The 25,261-nt window shown below is 71.0% G+C and carries 21 protein-coding genes; 18 read left to right on the forward strand and 3 right to left on the reverse strand.

Annotation, left to right across the window (positions count from 1 at the left end):
- Positions 1 to 119: 119 nt before the first annotated feature.
- From ACWD38_RS26280 to ACWD38_RS26290, 3 genes are read right to left on the reverse strand one after another with little or no spacing between them, the layout of a single operon-like run.
- Positions 120 to 419 (reverse strand): AtuA-related protein, encoded by a 300-nt coding sequence (locus ACWD38_RS26280; RefSeq protein WP_184476078.1) that lies wholly within the window; start codon positions 417 to 419, stop codon positions 120 to 122.
- A complete protein-coding gene (locus ACWD38_RS26285) occupies positions 406 to 1,728 on the reverse strand; it encodes an acyclic terpene utilization AtuA family protein (protein ID WP_184476081.1) in 1,323 nt (440 codons plus the stop codon). The genes ACWD38_RS26280 and ACWD38_RS26285 overlap by 14 nt, the downstream gene beginning before the upstream one ends.
- Positions 1,725 to 2,996 carry a CitMHS family transporter gene (locus tag ACWD38_RS26290; RefSeq protein WP_450125137.1) on the reverse strand — a complete coding sequence of 424 codons (1,272 nt, stop codon included), beginning with the start codon at positions 2,994 to 2,996 and terminating at the stop codon, positions 1,725 to 1,727. The genes ACWD38_RS26285 and ACWD38_RS26290 overlap by 4 nt, the downstream gene beginning before the upstream one ends.
- A gap of 95 nt (positions 2,997 to 3,091) precedes the next feature.
- Between ACWD38_RS26290 and ACWD38_RS26295 the strand changes: the two genes are divergently transcribed.
- The 18 genes from ACWD38_RS26295 to ACWD38_RS26380 all read left to right on the forward strand — a co-directional run bounded on the left by ACWD38_RS26295 (position 3,092) and on the right by ACWD38_RS26380 (position 25,123).
- Positions 3,092 to 4,024, forward strand: coding sequence for a LysR family transcriptional regulator (locus ACWD38_RS26295; protein WP_221315663.1), 933 nt, complete (start codon positions 3,092 to 3,094; stop codon positions 4,022 to 4,024).
- Between the two features lie 272 nt (positions 4,025 to 4,296).
- Entirely contained in the window at positions 4,297 to 5,595 is a 1,299-nt protein-coding gene (locus tag ACWD38_RS26300; protein WP_184476090.1) for a geranylgeranyl reductase family protein, read from the forward strand.
- A gap of 156 nt (positions 5,596 to 5,751) precedes the next feature.
- Positions 5,752 to 6,141, forward strand: coding sequence for an NADH-quinone oxidoreductase subunit A (locus ACWD38_RS26305; RefSeq protein ID WP_450125138.1), 390 nt, complete (start codon positions 5,752 to 5,754; stop codon positions 6,139 to 6,141).
- 68 nt (positions 6,142 to 6,209) lie between these two features.
- A complete protein-coding gene (locus tag ACWD38_RS26310) occupies positions 6,210 to 6,890 on the forward strand; it encodes a NuoB/complex I 20 kDa subunit family protein (RefSeq protein ID WP_184476096.1) in 681 nt (226 codons plus the stop codon).
- A 5-nt stretch (positions 6,891 to 6,895) separates the two neighbouring features.
- Complete coding sequence (locus ACWD38_RS26315; RefSeq protein WP_450125139.1) at positions 6,896 to 7,672, forward strand: NADH-quinone oxidoreductase subunit C; 777 nt, start codon at positions 6,896 to 6,898, stop codon at positions 7,670 to 7,672.
- Positions 7,673 to 7,724: 52 nt separating this feature from the next.
- Complete coding sequence (locus ACWD38_RS26320; RefSeq protein ID WP_184476102.1) at positions 7,725 to 9,068, forward strand: NADH-quinone oxidoreductase subunit D; 1,344 nt, start codon at positions 7,725 to 7,727, stop codon at positions 9,066 to 9,068.
- Positions 9,065 to 9,832 (forward strand): NADH-quinone oxidoreductase subunit NuoE, encoded by a 768-nt coding sequence (gene nuoE / locus ACWD38_RS26325; RefSeq protein ID WP_450125140.1) that lies wholly within the window; start codon positions 9,065 to 9,067, stop codon positions 9,830 to 9,832. Before ACWD38_RS26320 ends, nuoE begins: the two co-directional genes overlap by 4 nt.
- A gap of 8 nt (positions 9,833 to 9,840) precedes the next feature.
- Complete coding sequence (gene nuoF / locus ACWD38_RS26330) at positions 9,841 to 11,166, forward strand: NADH-quinone oxidoreductase subunit NuoF (RefSeq protein WP_184476108.1); 1,326 nt, start codon at positions 9,841 to 9,843, stop codon at positions 11,164 to 11,166.
- On the forward strand, positions 11,163 to 13,724 hold the full coding sequence (locus tag ACWD38_RS26335) for an NADH-quinone oxidoreductase subunit G (RefSeq protein ID WP_450125141.1): 2,562 nt from the start codon (positions 11,163 to 11,165) through the stop codon (positions 13,722 to 13,724). Before nuoF ends, ACWD38_RS26335 begins: the two co-directional genes overlap by 4 nt.
- Complete coding sequence (nuoH, locus tag ACWD38_RS26340; RefSeq protein WP_184476114.1) at positions 13,721 to 15,013, forward strand: NADH-quinone oxidoreductase subunit NuoH; 1,293 nt, start codon at positions 13,721 to 13,723, stop codon at positions 15,011 to 15,013. The genes ACWD38_RS26335 and nuoH overlap by 4 nt, the downstream gene beginning before the upstream one ends.
- Positions 15,006 to 15,566: an NADH-quinone oxidoreductase subunit NuoI gene (gene nuoI / locus ACWD38_RS26345; RefSeq protein WP_184476117.1), complete on the forward strand. Its 561-nt coding sequence runs from the start codon at positions 15,006 to 15,008 to the stop codon at positions 15,564 to 15,566. The genes nuoH and nuoI overlap by 8 nt, the downstream gene beginning before the upstream one ends.
- On the forward strand, positions 15,566 to 16,534 hold the full coding sequence (locus ACWD38_RS26350; protein ID WP_184476120.1) for an NADH-quinone oxidoreductase subunit J: 969 nt from the start codon (positions 15,566 to 15,568) through the stop codon (positions 16,532 to 16,534). Before nuoI ends, ACWD38_RS26350 begins: the two co-directional genes overlap by 1 nt.
- The gene (gene nuoK, locus ACWD38_RS26355) at positions 16,531 to 16,830 is read left to right on the forward strand and encodes an NADH-quinone oxidoreductase subunit NuoK (protein WP_184476123.1); all 300 of its coding nucleotides are present in this window, start codon (positions 16,531 to 16,533) and stop codon (positions 16,828 to 16,830) included. Before ACWD38_RS26350 ends, nuoK begins: the two co-directional genes overlap by 4 nt.
- 146 nt (positions 16,831 to 16,976) lie before the next feature.
- A complete protein-coding gene (gene nuoL, locus ACWD38_RS26360; RefSeq protein WP_184484564.1) occupies positions 16,977 to 18,929 on the forward strand; it encodes an NADH-quinone oxidoreductase subunit L in 1,953 nt (650 codons plus the stop codon).
- A gap of 112 nt (positions 18,930 to 19,041) precedes the next feature.
- Positions 19,042 to 20,619: a complex I subunit 4 family protein gene (locus ACWD38_RS26365; protein ID WP_184476125.1), complete on the forward strand. Its 1,578-nt coding sequence runs from the start codon at positions 19,042 to 19,044 to the stop codon at positions 20,617 to 20,619.
- Between the two features lie 3 nt (positions 20,620 to 20,622).
- Positions 20,623 to 22,200, forward strand: a complete 1,578-nt coding sequence (nuoN, locus tag ACWD38_RS26370) for an NADH-quinone oxidoreductase subunit NuoN (RefSeq protein ID WP_450125142.1) — start codon at positions 20,623 to 20,625, stop codon at positions 22,198 to 22,200.
- Positions 22,201 to 22,249: 49 nt separating this feature from the next.
- Complete coding sequence (locus tag ACWD38_RS26375; protein WP_450125143.1) at positions 22,250 to 23,281, forward strand: polyprenyl synthetase family protein; 1,032 nt, start codon at positions 22,250 to 22,252, stop codon at positions 23,279 to 23,281.
- Positions 23,282 to 23,596: 315 nt separating this feature from the next.
- Positions 23,597 to 25,123 carry a sunset domain-containing protein gene (locus ACWD38_RS26380; RefSeq protein ID WP_450125144.1) on the forward strand — a complete coding sequence of 509 codons (1,527 nt, stop codon included), beginning with the start codon at positions 23,597 to 23,599 and terminating at the stop codon, positions 25,121 to 25,123.
- Positions 25,124 to 25,261 lie beyond the last annotated feature (138 nt).

A 25,261-nucleotide genomic window follows, 5' to 3' on the forward strand; every position in this document is an offset into this window, starting at 1 on the left:
TTCCTTCTCGCGAGGACAGCTTTTTCCCTCGTGGCGGAGCCACTTGGGAAAAAGATCCCGCAGCGAGAAGGAAGCTGAGGTTCCGCCACCCGACCCCAAAGCAAAACGACCGGCTCGACTCACACCACAAGAGCGAGCAATCGACTGCTGAGGGTTTTGCCGTGGGTGTCCAGTGCGAGCGAGGTCGTGACGCCGCCGTCGAGGGCCTGGTGGCAGACGAACTGCAGCGCGCACAGCAGCGGTAGTTCGTAGCGCAGGACTTCCCCGCGCACCCGCTCGGCCAGGTGGGCCCGCACCCGGTCCGCGGTGATCTCGCGGCGCAGCAGTTCGTAGTCGGCGTCGTCGTGCGGGAACAGCGACAGCGTCGAGATGTCGCCCTTGTCCCCGGCGCGGCAGTGCGCGATCTCATGCAGCAGCATCGTCGGCCTCCAGCAGCGTCACCTGCGGGTGCACCAGCTCGCGGGGGAGCGAGGTGGACACGATCCCGATCACGTCTTGCACCGTGGTGCGCACTCCGCCGCCGCCGGCCGGGCCGTTGGTGTAGAGCGATTCGACTTCGTGGCACACCAGGTCGGCCTGGTCGGCGTCGGGGGCGAGCGCGGCGACCCGCAGCCTGCATTCCGCTTCGGCGGAGGGGGTGTCGCCGAGCCGGCCCAGGACTTCGGCGCGCACCCGCAGTCCGGTGCCGCCGAGCCGTTCGGTGACGACGTCGGCGGCGAGCCGGGCGCGGCGGGCCGCGTTGGGGCCGGCGTAGGTGATTTCGGCTTCCGCCCGGTGTCCGGCGCGGTAGCCGACGCTGACCTTGAGCTCGCCGGGCCGGGTCCGGCCGCGGGCGCCCGCGATCCGCACCTGGTCCGGCCCGGTCTCGGTGGCGTGGACCGAGCGGAAGTCCAGCACCACGTCGGGGGTGCGGTAGCCGGTGGGGTCGGTGACTTCGTAGAGCAGTTGTTCCCGCACGGTCGCCCGGTTCACCGCGCCACCGGTGCCGTCGAGCTTGCCGAGCACCGCGGCACCGTCGCCTGCGACGTCGGCGTACGGGAATCCCAGGTCGGCGAGTCCGGGCACGTCTTTGACGCCGGGGTCGGCGAAGTAGCCGCCGGTGACCTGTCCGGCGCATTCCAGCAGGTGTCCGACGAGGGTGCCCGCCGCCGCCTGCTCGGGGTCGGCGAGGTCCCAGCCGAGGCGGTGCGCGAGCGGCGCCAGGAACAGCGACGGGTCGGCGACCCTGCCGGTGAGCACGACCGGGGCGCCGGTCGCCAGCGCGGGCAGCAGCGCGTCGGCGCCCAGGTAGGCGTTGGCGGACACCACTTCGCCGTGCTCGCCGAGCGCGATGCCGTCTTCCCACGCGGGCGCCGCGAGGTCGAGTTCGGCGAGCACGTCGTCCCCGGTCACCACCGCCACCCGGCCGGGCAGCCGGTGTTCGCGCAGCAGCGCGCGGGTGACCTCCCCGGCGGCGAGGGGGTTCGCCGCGCCCATGTTCGTCAGCACCCGCACGCCCCGGCGGGCCGCCACCGGCAGCAGCCGTTCGAACCGGGCGCGCAGCCGCGGGTCGTAGCCGAGGTCGGGGTCGGCGAGCCTGCGGCGTTGGCCGAGCGCGATGGTGCGTTCCGCCAGGCATTCCAGCACCAGGTCGTCGAGTCCGGCGTGCTCGGCGAGCGCCACGGCGGGTTCGATCCGGTCGCCCGCGAATCCGGCGCCGCTGCCGATCCGCGTCGTCGCGGCGTTCACAGCGCACCCGTGAGGACGGCGACGACGGTCATCACGAGCGTCGTGCCGAACGCCCACTTGAACAGGAATCGCTGGTGTTCGCCGAGGTCGACTTCGGTGAGGCCGAGCAGCACGAACGTGGCCGCCGTCAGCGGGCTCAGCGGGAAGCCGGTGGTCATCTGCCCGAGCACCGCGGCCCGCCCGGCGGCCAGCGGGTCGCCGCCGAGCGCCGCGGTGGTCTCGGCGAGCACCGGCACCACGCCGAAGTAGTAGGCGTCGGGGGTGAACACCAGGCTCAGCGGCATCCCGAGCACCGCCGTGATCACCGGGAGCACGCCGCCCGCGCCGTCGGGCACCACGGAGACGAGGCTTTCCGCCATCGCCCGGATCATGCCGGTGCCGGTGAGGATGCCGGTGAACACGCCCGCCGCGAAGATCATCGTGGTGACGAGCACGACGTTGTGGCCGTGCTTGGTGAACAGCTCCTGCTGCCCGCTCCAGGATCGCCGGTTGATCAGCAGCGCCAGCAGGAACGCCAGCACGAACAGCACTTCCAGTTCCGCGAGCTGGGCCAGCAGCGCCCCCACCAGCACCAGCGTGAGCACCAGGTTCAGCCGGAACCGGATGCGGGCCGGGCGGTCCAGGTCGGGCTGTTCGATCTCCAGCACCTCGCCGACGCCGAGGCGCCTGCGCTCCCTGCGGCCGAGGATCACCGCCACGACCAGCACCCAGGCGATCCCCCCGAGCATGGCGGGCAGGAGCGGCAGGAACACCTCGGAGCTGCCCGCGCCGAGGACCGCCATGGTGCGGGCGGCGGGTCCGCCCCACGGGGTCATGTTCATGACGCCGGCTCCGAGCCCGATCACGCCCGCCAGCAGGACCCGGCTCATGCCCAGCCGTGTGTAGATCGGCAGCATCGCGGTGCAGGTGATCAGGAAGGTGGAGGACCCGTCGCCGTCGAGGCCGACCAGCAGCGTCAGCACCGCGGTGCCGACGGTGATCTTGAGCGGGTCGCCCTTCGCCCAGCGCAGGATTCGCGCCACCAGCGGGTCGAACAGCCCGCTGTCGGACATCAGGCTGAAGTACAGCACCGCGAAGGTGATCATGATGGCGACGGGCGTGACGGTGCTCAGCCCGTCGGCGACCAGTTCGCCCAGCCGCGGCGCCGCGCCGGTGAGCAGGGCCGCCACCAGCGGCACCAGGGTCAGCGCGAGCAGCACCGACACCCGGCGGGACAGCACCAGGGCCAGGAACGTCCCGATGGTGAGGAAACCAGTCGCGGCGAGCATCGTTGCGGCACCTCCGGCGTTGAGCTGGAAGTACTGTGTCCGCTCGGCATATGCCGGTCAAGCATCGGATCTTGATAGATTCATGCGCTGTGCGGATGGATCTGACGTTGCAGCAGCTCCGAGCGATCCTCGCGGTGCACGAGGAAGGCGGGTTCACCGCCGCCGCCGAGCGGCTGCACCTCGCGCAGTCCTCGCTGAGCCGGACCGTGCTCGACGTGGAGCGCAAGCTCGGCATCACCCTGTTCGAGCGCACCACCCGGCGGCTCACGACCACCCCGGAAGGCGCCGAGTTCTGCGCCATCGCCCGCCGCGTCACCGACTCCTTCGACGCCGGGATGCGGCACTTCGACGGATTCCTGACCGGGTCCAGCGGCCGGGTGCGGGTGGCGACGCTGCCCTCGCTCGCCGCGATCCTGCTGCCGCCGGTGATCTCCGCGCACCGCGCCGCGCACCCCGGCATCGGGTTGTCGATCGAGGACGCCCTGTCCGGCGAGGTGCTGCGCAAGGTGCGCGCCGGCGACGTCGACCTCGCCGTGACCGTGCTGCTCGACGACACCGGTGATGACCTCGAAGCGCATCCGCTGGCCACCGACCGGTTCTGCTGCGTGTTCCCGCCGGAGCACCGCTTCGCCGATCGCGACTCGCTGCGCTGGGACGACCTGGACGGCGAGCCGTACATCGCGTTCGACGCGGCCAGCAGCATCCGCGCGCACACCGACCGCGCGACCGCCGCCGCGCGGGTGCGCCCGGAGCTGGTGGTCGCGGCGCGCAACATCGCCGCCGTGGCCGGGCTCGTCGCGGCGGGGCTGGGCGTCTCGGTCGTGCCCGGCCTGGTCCTGCCGCTGGTCGGATTCGCGGGCCTGGAGCACCGGCCGCTGTGCGAGCCGGAGGTGCACCGGCGGATCGCCGTGGTCCGCGACCCGGCCCGGCCGCTGACGGCGGCGGCCGCGGACTTCCGCGCGGCCCTGCTCGCCGCGCACCGCACCCCGCTGCCCGCCGAAGCCTCCTGGCAGGCGCGGGCGGAGTGACGGTCCCGGCGGCCCGTGGTCGCCGCCGCGGGGTCGACGATCTGGCGGAGATACGCCTCACCTGCGAGGACGGTCACCCGGGCGGCCCATCTTTCGGGGTCGATCGAGTGCCGCCACCGGCCTAGACTCGGCGGAGATAGTGAACTCGTTCACAAGCGGGTTCACCGAGTCACGGCGGAGCCGGGCCGGTGCGAGCACCGGTGCGGGTATCGGGTGCGTCCGCGTGCCTCCGCCGTGGCGTCACCGCACCTGCACGGCAATCAAGGAGTGTCATGACCAGCGCGACCCCCCGACGCCGACCGAACGACGACGCCGACGTGATCGTCGTCGGTGCCGGGCCGGCCGGCTCGACCGCGGCGACGTACCTGGCCCGCGCGGGCCTCGACGTGCTGCTGCTGGAGAAGAGCGTCTTCCCGCGGGAGAAGGTGTGCGGCGACGGCATCACGCCGCGCGGCGTCAAGCAGCTCATCGACCTCGGAGTGGACACCCGCGAGGACGCCGGCTGGCTGCACAACCGCGGCCTCCGCGTCGTCGGCGGCGGCGTGACGATCGAACTGGACTGGCCCGAGCTCGCCGATTTCCCGCCGTACGGCGTGGTCCGTCCGCGCAACGACTTCGACGACCTGCTGGCCCGCAACGCCGAACGCGCGGGCGCCCGGATGGTCCAGCAGACGACGGTGACCGGAGCCGTCAAGAATGAGCGGACCGGCCGAATCGACGGCGTCACCGCGAAGACCGGGCCGGACAAGCAGCCCGTCACCTACCGGGCCCCGCTGGTGCTCGGGTGCGACGGGGTGTCGGCCCGGCTGGCGCTGTCGATGGGCATCGACAAGCGCGAGGACCGCCCGATGGGCGTGGCGGTGCGCCGCTACTACGAGAGCCCGCGGACCAAGGACGACTTCCTGGAGTCGCACCTGGAGCTGTGGGACCGGTCCACGCCGTCGGAGCCGAAGCTGATGCCGGGCTACGGCTGGCTGTTCGGGATGGGCGACGGAACGGTGAACGCAGGGCTGGGCGTGCTGTCGACGTCGAAGTCCTACGGCAAGGTCGACTACCGCCAGCTGCTGCGCTCCTGGCTCGACGGAACCCCGGAGGAGTGGGGATTCCGCGAGGAGAACGCGACCGGCAAGATCGGCGGCGCGGCGCTGCCGATGGGCTTCAACCGCAAGCCGCACTACCAGGACGGGCTGCTGCTCGTCGGGGACGCCGGCGGCATGGTGAACCCGTTCAACGGCGAGGGCATCGCCTACGCCATGGAATCGGCCCGGTTGGCGGCCGAGTGCGTGGTCCACGCGTACGCGCGGCCGGAGGGCCCTTCGCGGGAACACGCGCTGCACCGGTACCCGTCCGCGGTGTCCGAAGCGATGGGCGGCTACTTCCGGCTCGGCAACATCTTCAGCAAGTTGATTGGCAATCCGACGGTGATGCGGATGGCCACCAAGCACGGGCTGCCGAGGGTCACGTTGATGCGTTTCGTGTTGAAACTGCTGGCAAATCTGTACGACGGCCGCGATGGGGACACGATGGACCGTGTGATCAGCACCACTACTCGTCTCACCCCTAGCGCCTGACAGCCGGAGTCTGGTCAGATGGTCACGTCGGTGTGCGGGAAGTCATAAAGTTAGGTTCGCCTCACTGCGGAGCGGTCACGGCCAACCGCATAGAGTGCTGAATCGACGCCGAAGACGTGACGTTCGTCTCGGCGGGGGCAGAAGGAGGGCGGTGTCATGGGCGACGCGAGCGCTTCGGGCGTGCTCGATCCGTACATCCCGCTGGTGCTGATGTTCGCGCTGGCACTGGGATTCGCGGTGTTCTCGGTGAGCATCGCGCCACTGGTCGGCCCCCGCCGTTACAACAAGGCGAAGCTCGATGCCTACGAGTGCGGGATCGAGCCTTCCCCGCAGCCCGTGGTGGGCGGCGGCCGGATGCCGGTCGCGTACTACATCACGGCGATGCTGTTCATCCTCTTCGACATCGAGATGGTCTTCCTCTACCCGTTCGCGGTGTCCGCGGACTCCCTCGGCCTGTTCGGCGTGGCCGAGGTCGTGTTGTTCATCGCCACCGTCGGGTTCGCCTACGCCTACGTGTGGCGGCGCGGAGGTCTCGACTGGAACTAGCGCCCGGGTCCGGCGGACCTGAGCGAGCACTGACCGTTCTCAATGGCGACAGCGGAAGGAGTGCCGAGATGGGCCTCGAAGAGCAGCTGCCCAACGGCATCCTGTTGGCCAACGTGGAAAAGCTCGTCAACTGGACCCGGAAGACCTCGATGTGGCCCGCGACCTTCGGGTTGGCGTGCTGCGCGATCGAGATGATGACGGTCGGCGGTTCCCGCTACGACATCTCCAGGTTCGGCATGGAGCGCTTCTCCGCCACACCGCGGCAGGCCGATCTGATGATCGTCGCCGGCCGGGTGACCAACAAGATGGCCCCGGTGCTGCGGCAGATCTACGACCAGATGCCGGAGCCGCGGTGGGTGCTGGCGATGGGCGTGTGCGCCTCCACCGGCGGGATGTTCAACAACTACGCGGTCGTGCAAGGCGTGGATCACGTGGTGCCGGTGGACATGTACCTGCCGGGCTGTCCGCCCCGGCCGGAGATGCTGCTGGACGCGATCCTCAAGCTGCACGCCAAGGTCATGGACGAGCCGATCAACGCCAAGCGCGCCGCGTTGCGCGCCGAGAGCGGGGCTCGCACCGAACTCATCGCCTCCTCCGAGCGCTACGCGCCGAAGAACCGGTCGCAGCGCAAGCGCGCCGAACGGCAGCAGCTCGCGCAGAGCCAGGAGATGGGCGCGGAAGGCCCGCTCGCGGTCGAGACCGACGCGCAGCGGCAGCAGACGCAGCGGCAACTCGGCGCGGGCAGGTGAGCGGCATGACCGACTCGAAGCAGACCACCCCGGACCCCGGCGAGAAGGGCTCCAGCGCGGAACGCGCCGGCGAGGGCCTGGAACCGGTCCGCTCCGGCGCGGGCGCGGTCGCCGAACCGCGGGAGCCGATCGTCGCCGGTCGTGCCCGGCAGGGCATGTTCGGCGTGCGGGGCAGCGGTGACACCTCCGGCTACGGCGGGCTCCGGTTGCCGCCGCACGTGCCGCAGGCCGCCGAGCGGCCCTACGGCGGGTGGTTCGACGACGTGGCCGACGCGCTGCTGGATTCGTTGCGGGACAAGGGAATCGACTCGGCGATCCAGCAGATCACGGTGGACCGCGGGGAGATCACCTTCTACGTGGACCGCGAGCACCTGGTGCAGACCTGCTCGTCGCTGCGCGACGACCCGGCGCTGCGCTTCGAGCTGTGCAGCTCGGTCTCCGGCGTGGACTACGGGCCGGAGGTGCCGCAGCGGCTGCACTCGGTCTACCACCTGACGTCGATGACGTTCCGGCGCCGCATCCGGCTGGAAGTGGCGGTGGACGCGGAGAACCCGCACCTGCCGTCGGTCGTGTCCGTCTACCCGACGGCCGACTTCCAGGAGCGCGAGGCGTGGGACATGTTCGGCCTGATCTACGACGGGCATCCCGCGCTCACCCGGATCCTGATGCCGGACGACTGGGACGGGCACCCGCAGCGCAAGGACTACCCGCTGGGCGGCATCCCGGTGGAGTACAAGGGCGCCGAGATCCCGCCGCCGGACCAGCGACGAGCTTATTCATGAGGCGCCGGGCATTGCGCAGTCACGGCAGGCAGCACGCGGAGAGGTGCTGAACATGACCACCGAACCACTGACCGATCCCACCACGGACCCGGCCCACCCCGCCTCGTCGCGGGAGACGACCGAAGGCCGCGTCTACACCGTCACCGGCGGCGACTGGGACGACTTCCTCGACGAGTCGAGCGACTCGGAGCGGGTCGTCATCAACCTCGGCCCGCAGCATCCGTCGACGCACGGCGTGCTGCGGCTGGTGCTGGAGCTGGAGGGCGAGACCGTCACGCAGGCCCGGTCCGTCATCGGCTACCTGCACACCGGGATCGAGAAGAACACCGAGTACCGCACGTGGACCCAGGGCGTCACGTTCGTGACGCGGATGGACTACCTGGCGCCGCTCTACAACGAGGCCGCCTACTGCCTCGGCGTGGAGAAGCTGCTCGGCGTCGAGGCGCCGACGCGGGCGCAGACGTTCCGGATCATGCTGATGGAGCTGAACCGGATCTCCTCGCACCTGGTGTTCCTGGCGACCGGCGCGATGGAGCTGGGCGCCTCCACCGGCATGACCTACGGGTTCCGCGACCGCGAGGAAGTGCTGCACCTGCTGGAGTTCCTCACCGGGCTGCGGATGAACCACGCGTTCATCCGGCCGGGCGGGGTCGCCCAGGACCTGCCGGAGAACTACCGGGAGAAGGTCCTGGAGTTCATCAAGGTCATGGACAAGCGGCTGCCGGACTACGCGAAGCTGTTCTCCGGCCAGCCGATCTGGAAGCAGCGGCTCAAGGACGTCGGCTACCTGCCGCTGGACGGGTGCCTGCAGCTGGGCGTGACCGGGCCGATCCTGCGCTCCGCGGGAGTCGCCTGGGACCTGCGCAAGATCGAGCCGTACTGCGGTTACGAGAACTTCGACTTCGAGGTGCCCACGAGCACCGACGCGGACTGCTACGCCCGGTTCCTGCTGCGGGTGGACGAGATCCACGAATCGCTGAAGATCATCCGGCAGTGCCTGGACGCGTTCGAGCCGGGCCCGGTGATGGTGGACGACCCGAAGATCGCCTGGCCCGCGAAGCTGAGCATCGGCCCGGACGGCATGGGCAACTCCCTGGAGCACGTCCGCAAGATCATGGGCCAGTCGATGGAGTCGCTGATCCACCACTTCAAGCTGGTGACCGAGGGCTTCGACGTGCCGCCGGGGCAGGTGTACTCGCCGGTGGAGTCGCCGCGCGGCGAGCTGGGCTACCACTTGGTCTCCGACGGCGGCACCCGGCCGATGCGGGTGCACGTGCGGGAACCGAGCTTCGTGAACCTCCAGGCGTTCCCGGCGATGGCCGAGGGCGGACTGGTGGCGGACGTGATCGCGGCAGTGGCCTCGATCGACCCGGTGATGGGCGGGGTGGACCGATGACCGAGCAGTTCGACTTCACCACCACCGAGCACGTGCTGAGCCCGCCCGGCGAGCCGGTGTTCGGCGAGGGCGTGCGCGCCGACGCGCGCAAGCTCATCGAGCGCTACCCGGAGGCGCGTTCGGCGCTGCTGCCGATGCTGCACCTCGTGCAGTCCGAGCAGGGCCACGTCAGCCCCGAGGGCATCGAGTTCTGCGCCGACCAGCTCGCCCTGTCGGCCGCCGAGGTCAGCGCGGTCGCCACGTTCTACACGATGTACAAGCGCAAGCCCTGCGGCGAACACCTCGTCAGCGTGTGCACGAACACGCTGTGCGCGGCGCTGGGCGGCGACGACATCTACAAGCGGGTGTCCGAGCACCTCGGCGTCGGGCACGACGAGACCTCCGGAACGCCGGGCGAGCAGGGGTCGCTGACGCTGGAGCACGCCGAGTGCCTCGCCGCCTGCGACCACGCCCCGGTGCTGCAGGTCGACTACGAGTACTACGACAAGCAGAGCCCCGAGTCGGCGCTGGAACTGGTGAAGTCCTTGCAGCGCGGGGAGAAACCGGATCCGACGCGCGGCGCCCCGCTGACGGACTTCCGCCGCACCGAGCGCCAGCTCGCCGGGTTCTTCGACCGGCCGGGCGCCCGGCTGGAGGACACGGTCGACGGACCGTCGGCCGCGCCCGAGACGGTGCGCGGCGCCCACCTGGCCCGCGAGCGCGGCTGGACCGCGCCGCCGATGCCGGACGACGCGGAAATCCCGCCGCTGCCGGAGAAGGAGTGAGGGTGGCCATGACCGACGCGAACTCCCCGAACCAGCCCGACGACCTCACGCCGGTGCTGACGAAGCGGTGGCTGTCCCCGAACTCGTGGAGCATCCGCACCTACGAGCAGCTGGAGGGCTACACCGCGCTGCGCAAGGCGTTGCGGGCGCAGCCGGACCAGCTGATCGAACTGGTGAAGTCCGCGGGCCTGCGCGGCCGCGGCGGTGCCGGGTTCCCGGCGGGCGTGAAGTGGAGCTTCATGCCCAAGGAGCCGGTGAAGCCGCACTACCTCGTGGTCAACGCCGACGAGGGCGAACCGGGCACCTGCAAGGACATCCCGCTGATGATGGCCGACCCGCACTCGCTGGTGGAGGGCGTGATCATCGCCTGCTACGCGATGCGCTCGCACTTCTCGGCGATCTACGTGCGCGGTGAGGCGCTGCACTGCATCCGCCGGTTGAACAACGCCGTGCAGGAGGCATACGCCGCGGGCTACCTGGGCAAGGACATCCTCGGCTCCGGGTTCGACTGCGACATCGTGGTGCACGCCGGCGCCGGCGCCTACATCTGCGGCGAGGAGACGGCGCTGCTGGATTCGCTGGAGGGCAAGCGCGGCCAGCCCCGGCTCAAGCCGCCGTTCCCCGCCGCCGCCGGGCTCTACGCGTGCCCGACGACGGTGAACAACGTCGAGACGATCGCCTCGGTGCCGTTCATCGTCAACGGCGGCGCCGACTGGTTCCGCACCATGGGGCGGGAGAAGTCGCCCGGCCCGAAGATCTACTCGCTGTCCGGCCACGTCGAGAACCCCGGCCAGTACGAGGCGCCGCTGGGCACCACGCTGCGGGAGCTGCTGGAGCTCGCGGGTGGCATGAAGGACGGCATCCCGCTCAAGTTCTGGACCCCCGGCGGCTCGTCGACGCCGCTGTTCACCGCCGAGCACCTGGACGTCCCGCTGGACTTCGAGGGCGCCGCCGAAGCGGGCTCGATGCTGGGCACCACGGCGCTGATGGTCTTCAACGAGACCGTGTCCGTGCCGTGGGCGGTGATGAAGTGGACCCAGTTCTACGAGCACGAGTCCTGCGGCAAGTGCACTCCCTGCCGGGAGGGCACCTTCTGGCTCGCCCAGGTCTTGGAGCGCATGGTCGAAGGGCACGGCACCGAAGAGGACATCGACACGCTGCTCGACGTCTGCGACAACATCTTCGGCCGTTCCTTCTGCGCCCTCGGTGACGGCGCGGTCAGCCCGATCACCAGTGGCATCAAGTACTTCCGCGAGGAATTCCTCGCGCTGTGTCAGCAGAACCGGCCCGGCGCGGAGCCGGGCGAGCCCGCACTGGCAGGAGCGGCCCGATGACGGTGGCATCCGAGCGTGAGACGAAGCCGGTCCCCGAGGGGCACGTCCGGCTGACGATCGACGGCGTCGAGGTCGACGCCCCGAAGGGCGAGCTGCTGATCCGCACCGCCGAGCGGATGGGCATCACGATCCCCCGGTTCTGCGACCACCCGCTGCTGGACCCGGCGGGCGCGTGCAGGCAGTGCCTGGTCGAGGTCGAGATGAACGGCCGGGCGATGCCCAAGCCGCAGGCCTCGTGCACGATGACCGTCGCCGACGGCATGGTCGTGAAGACGCAGAACAGCTCGCCGGTCGCGGACAAGGCGCAGCAGGGCGTGATGGAGCTGCTGCTCATCAACCACCCGCTGGACTGCCCGATCTGCGACAAGGGCGGCGAGTGCCCGCTGCAGAACCAGGCGCTCAAGCACGGCCGCGCCGAATCCCGGTTCCACGACACCAAGCGGACCTTCGCCAAGCCGGTGCCGATCTCCGCGCAGGTGCTGCTGGACCGGGAGCGCTGCGTGCTGTGCCAGCGCTGCACCCGGTTCTCCAAGCAGATCGCCGGTGACCCGTTCATCGAGCTGCTGGAGCGCGGCGCGGTGCAGCAGATCGGCATCGCCGAGCAGCAGCCGTTCCAGTCGTACTTCTCCGGCAACACCATCCAGATCTGCCCGGTGGGCGCGCTGACCAGCGCCGCGTACCGGTTCCGCTCCCGGCCGTTCGACCTGGTGTCCACGCCGGGCGTGTGCGAGCACTGCTCGTCGGGCTGCGCGACCCGCACGGACTGGCGGCGCGGCAAGGTGATGCGCAAGCTCGCCGCCGAGGACCCCGAGGTCAACGAGGAGTGGATCTGCGACAAGGGCAGGTTCGGCTTCCGCTACGCCACCGCGACCGACCGGTTCACCCGGCCGCTGGTGCGCGAGGGCGGTGAGCTGCGGCCCGCGTCCTGGACGGAGGCGCTGCGCAAGGCCGCCGAGGGACTGCTCGCGGCCCGCGACGACCGCGGCGTCGGGGTGCTGCCCGGCGGCCGGTTGACCGTGGAGGACGCCTACGCGTACGCCAAGTTCGCGCGGATCGCGTTGCGCACCAACGACATCGACGCCAGGGCCCGCGCCCACTCGGACGAGGAGCTCGCGTTCCTGGCGTCGACCGTGGTGGGCACGGCCCCGGACGCCGGCGCGGTCACCTACGCCGACCTCGAAGCCGCGCCCGCCGTGCTGTGCGTGGCGTTCGAGCCGGAGGAGGAAGCGCCGATCGTGTTCCTGCGGCTGCGCAAGGCGGCGCGCAAGGGACGGACGAAGGTCTTCCACCTGGGGCAGTGGAACTCGCCCGGCGTGGAGAAGACCACCCGGATCATGAGCGACGGCGGACCGGTGCGCACCGGCGCGCTGCTGCCCTGCCCGCCCGGTGGGGAAGCGGCGGCGCTGGCCGAACTCCCGTCCGAAGTCGACGAGCTCCTGAGCGCGGGGGGTGCGGTGCTCGCCGTCGGCGAACGCGCCGCGCAGATCCCCGGCCTGTACTCCGAGCTGGTGCGCACCGCCGCCCGCACCGGTGCGCGGATCGCGTGGATCCCGCGCCGCGCGGGCGAACGCGGCGCCGTCGAAGCCGGGGCGTTGCCGACGCTGCTGCCCGGTGGGCGCGGGGTCGGTGACCTCACCGCCTGCGCTGAGGTCGCGCAGACCTGGGGAGTGGACGCGGACAGCCTGCCCGCCGCCCCGGGCCGCGACACCACCGGCATCCTGCGCGCCGCCGCGCGCGGGGACCTCGGCGGGCTGCTCATCGGTGGCGTCGACCCGGACGACCTGCCCGACCCGGAGCTCGCCCGGACCGCCTTGGCGCACGCCGACTTCGTCGTCAGCGTCGAGATGCGGCCCACCGCCGTCACCGAGCACGCCGACGTGGTGCTGCCGATCGCGCCGAGCGTGGAGAAGGCGGGCAGCTACCTGAACTGGGAAGGCCGCCGCCGCGACTTCCGCACCACCATCGAAGGCACCGGCGCGCTGCCGGACTGCCGGGTGCTGGACACGCTCGCCGTGGAGATGGACGCGGACCTGTTCACCCAGAGCCCCGCCGCGGCCCGCGCCGAACTGGACCGGCTCGGCACCGGTACCGCCGCGAAGCCCCCGGCACCGGACGAGGCGGTGCGGCCCGCCGCGCCACCGGGACCGGGCCGGGCGCTGCTGGCCACCTGGCGGCAACTGCTCGACGACGCCTCGCTGCAGGTCGAGGAACCGAACCTCGCGGGCACCCGGCGCGACGTGGTGGCGATGCTCTCGCCCGCCACCGCGCAGCGGCTCGGAGTGCGGGAACGCCAGCAGGTCGAGATCCGCGGCGACCGCGGTGCGATCACCGTCGAGGCGCGGCTCACCGAGATGCCGGACGAAGTGGTCTGGCTGCCCGGCGCCTCCGGGCCGTCGCAGGTGAACCGGGTGCTCGGCGTCGGGCACGGCGCCGCCGTGGCGCTCGCCCCGGCGGTCGCGACCACCGGCGGCAGCTCGAACGGGCACGCGGGCAACGGGCACAGCGGCAACGGGCACGCCGGGTTCGGATTCGGCGCCGCGGAAGGGAACCGGTCATGACCCGCACCGCCGAAGTGCTCGCCGACGACCCGATCTGGCTGATCCTGATCAAAGTCGTCGTCATCTTCGCCTTCCTGGTGCTGATGACGCTGCTGACGATCTGGGCGGAACGCCGGGTCATCGGCCGCATGCAGCACCGCCCCGGCCCGAACCGGGCCGGACCGTTCGGCATCCTGCAGTCGCTGGCCGACGGCCTGAAGCTGGCGTTCAAAGAGGACATCCGGCCGGTGATGGCCGACAAGTGGGTGTACTTCCTGGCCCCGGTGATCTCCGCGACGCCCGCGCTGGTGTCCTTCTCGGTGATCCCGATCGGCCCGGAGGTCACGATCTTCGGCGAGCGCACCGCGCTGCAGCTCGTGGAGCTGCCGGTCGGCCTGCTGGTGGTGCTGGCCAGCGCCTCCATCGGCGTGTACGGCATCGTGCTCGCCGGGTGGGCCTCCGGTTCCCCGTACCCGCTGCTCGGGTCGCTGCGCTCGGCGGCGCAGGTGATCTCCTACGAGATCGCGATGGGCCTGTCGTTCGTCGCCGTGATCATGTACGCGGGCACGCTGTCCACCTCGGGCATCGTCGAAGCCCAAGCGCACGGCTGGTTCGCGCTGCTGCTGCCGTTCAGCTTCCTGGTCTACGTGGTGTCCATGGTCGGCGAGACCAACCGCGCCCCGTTCGACCTGCCGGAAGCCGAATCGGAACTCGTCGGCGGCTTCCACACCGAGTACTCCTCGCTGAAGTTCGCGCTGTTCTTCCTCGCCGAGTACATCAACATGGTCACCGTCTCGGCCCTGGCGAGCACGCTGTTCCTCGGCGGCTGGCACGCGCCGTGGCCGCTGAACCTGATCGGCGGCGGGGTGCTCGACACCGGCTGGTGGGGAGTGCTCTGGTTCCTCGCCAAGACGCTGCTGTTCCTGTTCGTGTTCGTGTGGCTGCGCGGCACGCTGCCGCGGCTGCGCTACGACCAGTTCATGAACCTCGGCTGGAAGTTCCTCGTCCCGCTGAGCCTGGTGTGGATCGTCGCCGTCACCGTGATCCGCGCGCTGCGCAACGAGCAGGTGCTCGGCTCGCCGACGTTCCTGATCATCGGTGCGGTCGTGATCGCGGCGCTGGTCGCCGCGGCCTTCCTCATCCCGGACCGCAAGCAGCCGGAACCGGACGAGCCCGCGGTGCCGATGGCGGGCAGCGGCTTCCCGGTCCCGCCACTGGACCTGCAAGTGCCCCCGACCCCACCGCGACGCGCGCAGGTGCCGTCGTCCGGGGCCGACGACGCCTCGAAGGAGGGAGCGGGCAGTGTTTGATCCGTTGAAAGGCTTCGGCGTCACCTTCGCGACGATGTTCAAGAAGGTCGTCACCGAGGAGTACCCCGAGGTCAAGAAGGTCACCGCACCCCGGTTCCACGGTCGCCACCAGCTCAACCGGCACCCGGACGGGCTGGAGAAGTGCGTGGGCTGCGAGCTGTGCGCCTGGGCCTGCCCCGCGGACGCGATCTTCGTCGAGGGCGGGAACAACACCGACGAGGAGCGCTACTCGCCCGGTGAGCGGTTCGGCGCGGACTACCAGATCAACTACCTGCGCTGCATCGGCTGCGGCCTGTGCATCGAGGCCTGTCCGACGCGCTCGCTGACCATGACCAACGAGTACGAGACGGCCGACGACGACCGCCAGAACCTCATCTACACCAAGGAGGACCTGCTGGCCCCGCTGCTGCCCGGCATGGAGCAGCCGCCGCACCCGATGCGGCTCGGCGAGGACGAGCAGGACTACTACGTGCGCGGCCCCGAACTGGCGCGGCAGACCGGTGTGCCGGAGGGCGAGACCGTGGAGACCGGTCACGAGGAGGCCCGACGGTGATGCTCGCGGCAACGGCGGTCCTCGCCCAGGAGCAGGCCGCGAACGTGGTCGGCGCCGGGGAGACCGCGACGTTCTGGATCCTCGGTCCGCTCTCCCTGGTCGGGGCGCTCGGCATGGTCTTCGCCCGCAACGCGGTGCACTCCGCGCTGTGGCTGGTGCTGACGATGCTCAGCCTCGGCGTGCTGTACATGGCGCAGAGCGCGCCGTTCCTCGGCTTCACCCAGATCATCGTCTACACCGGCGCGATCATGATGCTGTTCCTGTTCGTGCTGATGATGGTCGGGCGGGACTCCTCGGACTCGGTGGTGGAGGTGCTGCGCGGGCAGCGCCTCTGGGCGGCCGTCGCGGGCGTGGCGTTCGCGCTGCTGCTGGTGACCGGGCTGGCCCGCGCGCTCACGAACGTGCCGGTGGCCGCGCCGCTGGACCCGTGGTCGGCCCGCGGTGGCGGCGCCGGCGGGCTCGGTGCGCTGATCTTCACCGACTACCTGTTCCCGTTCGAGCTGACTTCCGCGCTGCTGATCACCGCGGCGGTCGGCGCGATGGTGCTCGCCTACGGCGGCAAGGGACGTGCCGCGCGGGTCAGCCAGAAGGAACGCGTCGAAGCGCGGCTGCGCGGCGACCGGTCCTCGCCGCTGCCCGGCCCCGGCGTGTACGCGACGGCGAACTCGGTGGCCACCCCGGCGTTGCTGCCGGACGGTTCGGTGGCCCCCGAATCGCTCTCGGAGATCTTGGACAACCTGCCCGCCGAGCGGCTCGCCGCGGAACGCGACGCCGTCGCGGGCAAGGGCACCGGTCCCGATCCGCACGCGCTGACCGGGCGCTCCGGCGGCCCCGCCGACCCGGCAGAAGCGGAGATCGGCGCGGAGACCGCCGGCACCCCGCCCGAAGCGCGGCGCACCCACGGTGAGAACGGCACGAACGGCCTGTCCGGCTCCGGGCACGCGTCCCCCGAGGAGGTCCGGCAGTGACCCCGACCTACTACCTGCTGCTGTCCGCGCTGCTGTTCAGCATCGGCGCAGTCGGCGTGCTGGTGCGGCGCAACGCCATCGTCGTGTTCATGTGCATCGAGCTGATGCTCAACGCGGTGAACCTGACGCTGGTCACCTTCGCCCGCATCGAAGGCTCCGTGCACGGGCAGGTGATGGCGTTCTTCGTGATGGTGGTCGCCGCCGCCGAGGTCGTGGTGGGCCTGGCGATCATCATGTCGATCTTCCGCACCCGCCGCTCGGCCTCGGTCGACGACGCCAACCTCCTCAAGTACTAGGAGCTCGCCGTGTTCGCCTCCGCGGCTGGTCCGCCGCGCACCGGCCGCGGGCCCCACCTGCACACCCGACCCCAAGTTCGCACTCACAGTAGGGAGAGCCTGGCGTGACGACGACGTTTTCGGCCAGCGGTCCCGATCTCCTCGCGGTGCAGGCCGCGCAAGGCGCCGTCCAGGGCAACGCCTGGCTGCTCGTCGCGCTGCCCCTGCTCGGCGCGACCGTGCTGCTGCTCGCGGGGCGCCGCGCCAACGGGTGGGGGCACCTGCTCGGCAGCGCGACGGTGATCGCCGCGTTCGCCTACGGGGTCGCGCTGTTCACCAGCATCGCCCGCGACGCGGAGCCGGTGCGCGAACTGCACGTGTTCTCGTGGATCCCGGTCAACGCGCTGCAAGTGGACTTCGGGCTCCGGCTCGACCCGCTGTCGATGGTGTTCGTGCTGCTGATCACCGGGGTGGGCGCGCTGATCCACCTCTACTCGATCGGCTACATGGCCCACGACCAGCAGGGCCGCACCGGGCGGGACAACACCGAGCGGCGCCGGTTCTTCGGCTACTTGAACCTGTTCGTCGCCGCGATGCTGGTCCTGGTGCTGGGCAACAGCTTCGTGACGCTCTACCTCGGCTGGGAGGGCGTCGGCCTGGCGTCCTACCTGCTGATCGGCTTCTGGCAGCACCGGCCCACGGCGGCAGCGGCGGCGACGAAGGCGTTCGTGATGAACCGCGTCGGCGACGTCGGGCTCGCGCTGGCGATCTTCCTGCTGTTCGCGAAGCTCGGCACCACGCAGTACACCGAGGTCTTCGCCCGCGCCGGTGAGCTCTCGCCCGGCGTGCTGCTGGCGATCACGCTGTTGCTGCTGCTCGGCGCCTGCGGCAAGTCCGGCCAGGTCCCGCTGCAGGCGTGGCTGCCGGACGCGATGGAAGGCCCCACCCCGGTGTCCGCGCTGATCCACGCGGCCACCATGGTCACCGCCGGGGTGTACCTGATCGCGCGGTCCAACCCGCTCTACACGCTGTCCCCGGACGGCAGGCTCGTCGTCACCATCATCGGCGCGGTCACGCTGCTGGTCGGCTGCGTCATCGGCTGCGCCTACGACGACATCAAGAAGGTGCTGGCGTACTCCACGGTCAGCCAGATCGGCTACATGATCCTCGCCGTCGGCCTCGGCCCGGCCGGGTACGCGCTCGGCATCATGCACCTGCTCACCCACGGTTTCTTCAAGGCGGGGCTGTTCCTCGGCGCCGGTTCGGTGATGCACGCGATGCGCGACGAGGTGAACATGCGCAAGTTCGGCGGGCTCGCGAAGTACCTGCCGATCACCTTCGCCACCTTCGCGCTCGGCTACCTGGCGCTGATCGGGTTCCCGTTCCTGTCCGGCTACTACTCGAAGGACGCGATCATCGAGGCCGCGTTCGGCCAGGAAGGCTGGCGCGGCTGGGTGTTCGGCGGCGCCGCGCTGCTGGGCGCCGCGCTGACCGCGTTCTACATGACGCGCCTGGTGCTGATGACCTTCTTCGGCGAGAAGCGCTGGGAGAAGCTCCAGTCCGAGGACGGACACGACTTCCACCCGCACGAATCCCCGGCGATCATGACCGGGCCGATGATCGTGCTGGCCATCGGCTCGGTGGGCGCGGGCATGTTCCTCGCCTCCGGCGACCGGCTGGTCACCTTCCTCGCGCCGACGCTCGGCGAGCTGCAGGAATCGCACGGGGGAGCGCTGCCGCACTCGGTGATCCCGGTGCTCACCGTCGCGCTCTCCGCGCTCGGGGCGCTGGCCGCGTGGCTGCTCGTCGGCCGCAAGCCGGTGCCGGTGACCCGGCCCGAGAAGGTGTCGCCGGTGGTGCGGGCCGCCCGCGCCGACCTCGGCGGCAACGCGCTCAACGACGCCGTCGCCGTGAAGCCCACCGCCGGTCTCACCCGCGGCCTGGTCACCTTCGACCGCAAGGCCGTGGACGGCGCCATCACCGGGCTCGCCGCCGTGCTGCAAGGCGGCTCCGGATGGGGGCGGCGCAGGCAGAACGGGTTCGTGCGCTCCTACGCGCTGTCCATGCTCTGCGGCGGCGTGCTCCTGATCGGGGCGCTGATGGTGGTGGGCACGCCATGAGCGACCGCGATCCCCGGCCGCCGCGCGCGGCCACGCCGACACCCGCAGGTCCCGATCTCGAAGTCAGGGCCGCGCAATCTCTCGCGCACCGCCGTGTGGAAGAGGAGATCCGATGACCCTGCTCCTCGCGCTCATCCTGCTGCCGCTGGCCGGTGCGGTCGCGGTCGGGCTGCTGCGCCGCAACGCCCCCGCGGCGAAGTGGACGGCGCTCGCGGTGTCCCTGGCGGAGTTCGCCCTCGCGATCGCCGCCTGGGCCGCCTACGACCCGGCCGGCCCGCGGCTGCAACTGGCGAGCTCGTTCGAATGGATCCCCGCGTTCGACATCCGGGTGTCGTTCGCCGTCGACGGCATCGCGCTCGTCATGGTCGCCGTGATCGCGCTGCTGATGCCGCTGGTGCTGGGCTTCAGCTGGGGCGAGCGGCTGCCGGAGGGCCGCAGCCACGGCGGGTTCTTCGCGCTGCTGCTGGTGGAGCAGGCGCTGACGGTCGCGGTGTTCGCCGCGACCGACGTGTTCCTGTTCTACGTGCTGTTCGAGATCATGCTGATCCCGATGTACTTCCTCATCGGCGGTTACGGCGGTGAGCGCGGCAAGTACGCGGCGGTGAAGTTCTTCCTGTACTCGTTCCTCGGTGGCCTGATCATGCTGGCCTCCGCGATCGGCGCGTACGCCTACGCCGCGAAGACCACCGGCCAGGGCACCTTCGACTGGGCGACGCTGGCGCCGATCCTCGCGGACGCCCCGATCTCCGTGCAGGTGTGGATCTTCCTGGGCTTCTTCACGGCGTTCGCGATCAAGGCGCCGCTGGTGCCGCTGCACACCTGGTTGCCGGACGCCGCCGAGCAGGCCCCCATCGGGGTCGCGGTGATCGTCGTCGGCGTGCTCGACAAGGTCGGCACCTTCGGATTCCTGCGCTACAGCCTGCCGCTGACCCCGGACGCCTCCCAGCTGCTCGCGCCGCTGGTGCTGGTGCTCGCGGTGCTCGGCGTGCTCTACGGCTCGCTGCAGGCGTTCGGGCAGACCGACCTGAAGCGCTTCATCGCCTACGTGTCCATCGCGCACTTCGGCTTCATCGCGCTCGGGATCTTCGCCTACACCTCGCAGGCGCAGGTCGGCGCGGTGTCGTACATGCTCAACCACAGCCTCGCCACGGGGCTGCTGATCCTCGTCATCGGCATGATCATCGCTCGCGGCGGGTCCACCCGGATCGCCGACTACGGCGGCATGGCGAAGATCACCCCGCTGCTGGCGGGCACCCTGCTCATCGCCGGTCTCAGCACTCTGTCGCTGCCCGGCACCAACTCGTTCATCAGCGAGTTCCTGGTGCTGATGGGCGCTTTCCCGACGCAGCCGGTCTACACGGTGCTCGCCACGATCGGCATGGTGCTCGCCGCCGTGTACGTGCTGCGGCTCTACCAGCGGATCATGCAGGGCCCGGTGCGCGGCGACGCGCTCATCGGCACCGCGGGCGGCCCCGGAGCGGTCACCGACCCGAACCGGCCCGGCGCGCACCGCGCCCGCGTGCTCGACCTGCAGCCGCGGGAGATCGCCGTGCTGACCCCGCTGATCGTGCTGGTGCTCGCCCTCGGCGTGTACCCGAAGCCGGTGCTGGACGTGATCACCCCGTCGGTCGGGGCGACCATGAGCGAGGTCGGCGTCACCGACCCCGTGACCTCGCAAGGAGGGAACTGAACAGTGGGTGCCACTCAGGTCGCGGTCCACGCGCAACAGCAGATTCCGATCCCGCCGATCGACTACGCGGCGATCACGCCCGTGCTGGTCGTGCTCGGCGCCGCCTGCATCGGCGTGCTCGTCGAGGCCTTCGTGCCCCGGCGGTCGCGCTGGACCACCCAGGTCGCGCTGAGCCTGATCGCGCTGGTCGGCGCAGGAATCGCGCTCGGCCTGCACGCGCGGGCCGGCGGCACCGGCATCACCACCCTGTCCGACTCGCTGGCGGTGGACGGCCCCACGCTGTTCCTGTGGGCGACGCTGCTCGGCCTCGGCGTCGCGGCGATCCTGCTCATCGCGGACCGCTCGGTGGAACCGGGCGGCGCGTTCGTCGCCGAGACCGCCGCCGAAGCCGAGCAGGACTCCGGGCGGGAACGGGGCGCCACCAGCGCGGTGGCCGGGATGCGCACCGAGATCTTCCCCCTCGCGCTGTTCTCCCTCGCCGGGATGATGGTGTTCTGCGCCGCCAACGACCTGCTCACCATGTTCATCGCGCTGGAAGTGCTGAGCCTGCCGCTGTACCTGATGTGCGGGCTGGCGAAGCGCCGCAGGCTGCTCTCGCAGGAAGCGGCGGTCAAGTACTTCCTGCTCGGGGCGTTCGCCTCCGCGTTCTTCCTGTACGGCCTCGCGCTGCTCTACGGCTACGCCGGTTCGGTGCGGCTCGCCGCCATCGCCGAGGCCACCGCGGGCAGCGACCGCTCGGACACGCTGCTCTACGCCGGCATCGGACTGCTGGTGGTGGGCCTGCTGTTCAAGGCCTCCGTCGGCCCGTTCCACACCTGGACGCCGGACGTCTACCAGGGCGCGCCGACCGCCGTCACCGGCTTCATGGCGGCCTGCACGAAGGTCGCCGCGTTCGGCGCGATCCTCCGCGTCCTGCAGGTCGCGCTGCACGGCTCCAGCTGGGAGTGGCGTGGCGTGATGTGGGCGGTGGCCATCGTGTCGATGGTGATCGGCGTCGTGCTCGGCCTGACCCAGAGCGACATCAAGCGCATGATCGCCTACTCCTCGGTGGCGCACGCCGGATTCCTGCTCATCGGCTCCATCGCGCTCACCGAGCGCGGTCTTTCGGGCACGATGTTCTACCTGTTGGCCTACGGGTTCACCACGGTCGCCGTGTTCGGTGTGATCAGCCTCGTGCGCACCGCGGAGGGTGAGGCTACTCACCTTTCGGACTGGGCCGGGCTGGCGAAGCGGTCTCCGCTGCTCGCGGCCGTGTTCACCTTCCTCATGTTCGCGCTCGCCGGAATCCCGCTGACTAGCGGTTTCATCGGGAAGTTCGTGGTCTTCGAGGCGGCGTTGTCCGACGGAATGGCCCCGCTGGTCGTGGTGGCCCTGGTGGCCAGTGCGGTTGCGGCGTTCTTCTACCTTCGTGTCATCGTGCTGATGTACTTCAGCGAGCCCGCCGCGGACGGCCCCACCGTCAGCGTCCCGGGCGCGTTCACGACGGCGGCGATCACGTTGGGTGTGGTAGTCACGCTGTTGCTGGGCGTGCTGCCCACGGTGGCCCTGGACTGGGCCGGTGTGGGTGGTTTCGTGTCGTAGAGTGCCCGCCCGTAGGGCGATTCCGTGGGGGAGCGAAGGCGACGGTGACGTGAGCAGCCCATCTGGTGAACCGGTCGGGAACGTGGCTGGCAGTACTGCTGCGAGCGGGTTCGACATCGACGACCCGGCGCTGGCCGAATCGATCTCCGCGGGGATGGCCAGGGTCGAAGAACTGCTCCACGATTCGGTGCGCAGCGAGTTCGACTTCGCCACCCGCACCTCGCTGCACCTGGTGGACGCCGGCGGCAAGCGGTTCCGGCCGCTGTTCGCGCTGCTGGCGGCGCACTTCGCGGACCCGTCCCCGGACGAGGTGATCACTTCGGCGGCGGTCGTGGAGATGGTGCACCTCGCGACGCTGTACCACGACGACGTGATGGACGAGGCCACGATGCGCCGCGGCGCGACCAGCGCCAACATGCGCTGGGACAACTCGGTGGCCATCCTCACCGGCGACTTCCTGATGGCGCACGCCTCCCGGCTGGTCGCCGACCTCGGCGCCGACGCGGTGCGCCGGATGGCGACCACGTTCGAGGCGCTGGTCACGGGCCAGCTGCGGGAGACGATCGGCGTCGGCGACGGTCAGGACCCGGAGGAGCACTACCTCCAGGTGATCTACGAGAAGACCGGTTCGCTGATCGCGACCGCCGGGCGGTTCGGCGCCAACGCGGCGGGCGCGACGCCCGAGCAGGTGGCGGCGCTGGAGAGCTTCGGCAAGAGCATCGGCATCGCGTTCCAGATCTCCGACGACGTGATCGACATCGCCTCGGCCGCGACGGACTCCGGCAAGACGCCCGGCACCGACCTGCGGGAGGGCGTGCTGACCCTCCCGATGATCTACGCGCGGGATGCGGCGGACACCGAGCCGCGCTTGCTCGAACTGCTGGGGCAGCCGCTGAGCTCGGACGACGACGTGTCGGAGGCGTTGAAGCTGCTGCGCGAGTCCAGCGGTCTGCGCCGGGCTCGCGGCAAGCTCGACGAGTACGCGCAGGACTCGCGAGCGGTCCTCGCGGAGCTCCCGGCCTGCTCCGCGCGGGACGCGTTGGAGGCTCTGGTTCACTACGTGGTGGCCCGGACCCGCTGAGGTCGGCTGGCGGGTGTTCGGGCCGCGGCACCTCGGGTGACGAGTCGTCACCGGAGGCCTGCTCCGCGTAGCGGGATCGACGTCGGGTCGGTCCGCGGGCCGGGGCGGGTGGCGTCTCCGGCTCCCACGAAAGCGTGGGCGGCGGTGCTCGGAAGTGCCGGGAACTGAACACTAGGCGCGCTGATCCGCTCTTCCGGGTTCGATTCAGAGCCCGGTTCGAGGGATGGGCTGCGCCGAGGTACGGAGCGCAGCGTGTTCGGCGTAGCCTGTCGGAGCTCACGGTGCCCCACGTGGCCTTGGAGGAGGGCGTCGCCGGTGGTGTGGCTGTTTACGCAGGTGTGGTTGTGGAGTGTCGCCGCGTTCCTGCTCGGATCTGTGATCACCTGGTTGTTGTTCGTGGTCCCGCTGCGGCGGAAGCTGCGCAAGGTCAGGTCCGACTACGCCGAGAACGTGGCGCAGCAGGGCGCGCGCCACGACCGGCAGGTCCGGCGCCCGCACGACCCGGCGCCGCCGCGGAAGGTCGAGCGCACCACCGTGCAGCCGCGCTGGGAGCAGGAACCGGACGAGGACCCGCTGCCGGAGCCGCCCGAACCGGCGCCGCAGCCGCCGGCGCACACCGCCCGGCTGCCGCACCCGGGCGCGGAGCAGCCCGCCGGAGCCGACGCGCGCGCCGAGGTGTCGGTGCGCGGCGGCTCGCAGGTCGCCGACCTCGTCGTCGACGACGACGCGCCCCGCCCCGCCGAACAGCGCCCCACCGCGCAGCGCCCGCAGCAGCAGGCGGCCCCGGCGGCGCGGCCCACCGGGGCCTGGCAGGAGGACGAGAGCGCCTACGCGGGCCGCTCCAGCGGCGGCTGGTGGCCCAGCCGCGGCCGGGACGACGAGACGCCCGCGCCGGCGAACCGGTCCGCGCCGTGGACCATCCCCGCCGACCACGAGCCCGAGGACGACGCTCCGCGTCCGTCCTCCGCCGACATCGGGCAGGCGCTCGGCCGCGGCGAGAGCACGTCCGTCGACCCGGTGGCCGACCGCCCGGCCGAGTCGGCGAGCACCTGGTTCCAGAAGGACGACGCGCCCGAATCCGCCGAGCCGACGCGGCCCGCGGAATCGACCGGCGGCGGCACCGAGATCTTCGCCCGGCCCGACGTCGGCTCCGAGGCTCCCGCCAGGTCCGGGCCGCCGGGACTGTCCGGCGCGGCCGAGCTGTCCGCGGCCCTGGGCCTCTCGGACCTGTCGAGCTCGCCGCGACCGGCCGCCGAACCGGCCCGCGACACCGCTGAGCCGGTGCGGGAGACCGCCGAACCGGTGCGGGACGTCGCCGAACCGGTGCGGGAAACCGCCGAACCGGCTCCGGAGCCGGAACCCGAGCCCGAACCGGAGCAGCCCGCCGAACCCGCCGCGTCCGACCGGGCAGAGGAACGCGAGGACGACCACGGCTTCGCGGGCAACCTGCGCGCGCTGGTGGAAAGCCGGGGCAGCGAGTTCGCCGACTCGGCGGGCACGCCCAGCCACTCCCCGGACGTGCCGGTGATCGCGGAGTCGGAGCAGACCCCGCTGCCGCGCCGCACGCCCGGCGCCGGGCCGCGCCCCGGGATGCCGCAGCCCCCGCGTTCGCAGGGCGCCGCGTGGCACGCCGACCCGCAGGCGCAGGCCAACCGCAGGCGCGAGTCGCTCGCCGCGCCGCAGGAGCCCTCGCAGCAGGACGGCCACATGATCAAGGGCGATTTCGGTTCGCGGCGCTACCACGCGCCGGACTCGCCGCACTACGACCGGATCGTCGCCGAGGTCTGGTTCCGCAGCGAAGTCGACGCCGAAGAAGCAGGCTTCGTAGCCTGGAACGACTGACCGAACGCCTGTCTTTGATCTTGGCCTGCGTAGCTGGTCGTTCAGCGGAACCTCAGCGGCTTCCTCGCTGCGGGATCTTTTTTCCAAGTGGCTCCGCCACGAGGAAAAAAGCTGTCCTCGCGAGGAAGCCGCTGAGAA

Source organism: Saccharopolyspora sp. NPDC002578 (genome assembly GCF_053592695.1).

Coding starts and splice junctions, on each gene's coding strand:
- ACWD38_RS26295 (WP_221315663.1), top strand. CDS start 3,092: ATGGATCTGACGTTGCAGCAGCTCCGAGCGATCCTCGCGGTGCACGAG.
- ACWD38_RS26315 (WP_450125139.1), top strand. CDS start 6,896: ATGACCGACTCGAAGCAGACCACCCCGGACCCCGGCGAGAAGGGCTCC.
- ACWD38_RS26350 (WP_184476120.1), top strand. CDS start 15,566: ATGCTCGCGGCAACGGCGGTCCTCGCCCAGGAGCAGGCCGCGAACGTG.
- nuoF (WP_184476108.1), top strand. CDS start 9,841: ATGACCGACGCGAACTCCCCGAACCAGCCCGACGACCTCACGCCGGTG.
- ACWD38_RS26365 (WP_184476125.1), top strand. CDS start 19,042: ATGACCCTGCTCCTCGCGCTCATCCTGCTGCCGCTGGCCGGTGCGGTC.
- ACWD38_RS26335 (WP_450125141.1), top strand. CDS start 11,163: ATGACGGTGGCATCCGAGCGTGAGACGAAGCCGGTCCCCGAGGGGCAC.
- ACWD38_RS26300 (WP_184476090.1), top strand. CDS start 4,297: ATGACCAGCGCGACCCCCCGACGCCGACCGAACGACGACGCCGACGTG.
- ACWD38_RS26280 (WP_184476078.1), bottom strand. CDS start 419: ATGCTGCTGCATGAGATCGCGCACTGCCGCGCCGGGGACAAGGGCGAC.
- nuoH (WP_184476114.1), top strand. CDS start 13,721: ATGACCCGCACCGCCGAAGTGCTCGCCGACGACCCGATCTGGCTGATC.
- ACWD38_RS26320 (WP_184476102.1), top strand. CDS start 7,725: ATGACCACCGAACCACTGACCGATCCCACCACGGACCCGGCCCACCCC.
- nuoE (WP_450125140.1), top strand. CDS start 9,065: ATGACCGAGCAGTTCGACTTCACCACCACCGAGCACGTGCTGAGCCCG.
- ACWD38_RS26290 (WP_450125137.1), bottom strand. CDS start 2,996: ATGCTCGCCGCGACTGGTTTCCTCACCATCGGGACGTTCCTGGCCCTG.
- ACWD38_RS26310 (WP_184476096.1), top strand. CDS start 6,210: ATGGGCCTCGAAGAGCAGCTGCCCAACGGCATCCTGTTGGCCAACGTG.
- ACWD38_RS26305 (WP_450125138.1), top strand. CDS start 5,752: ATGGGCGACGCGAGCGCTTCGGGCGTGCTCGATCCGTACATCCCGCTG.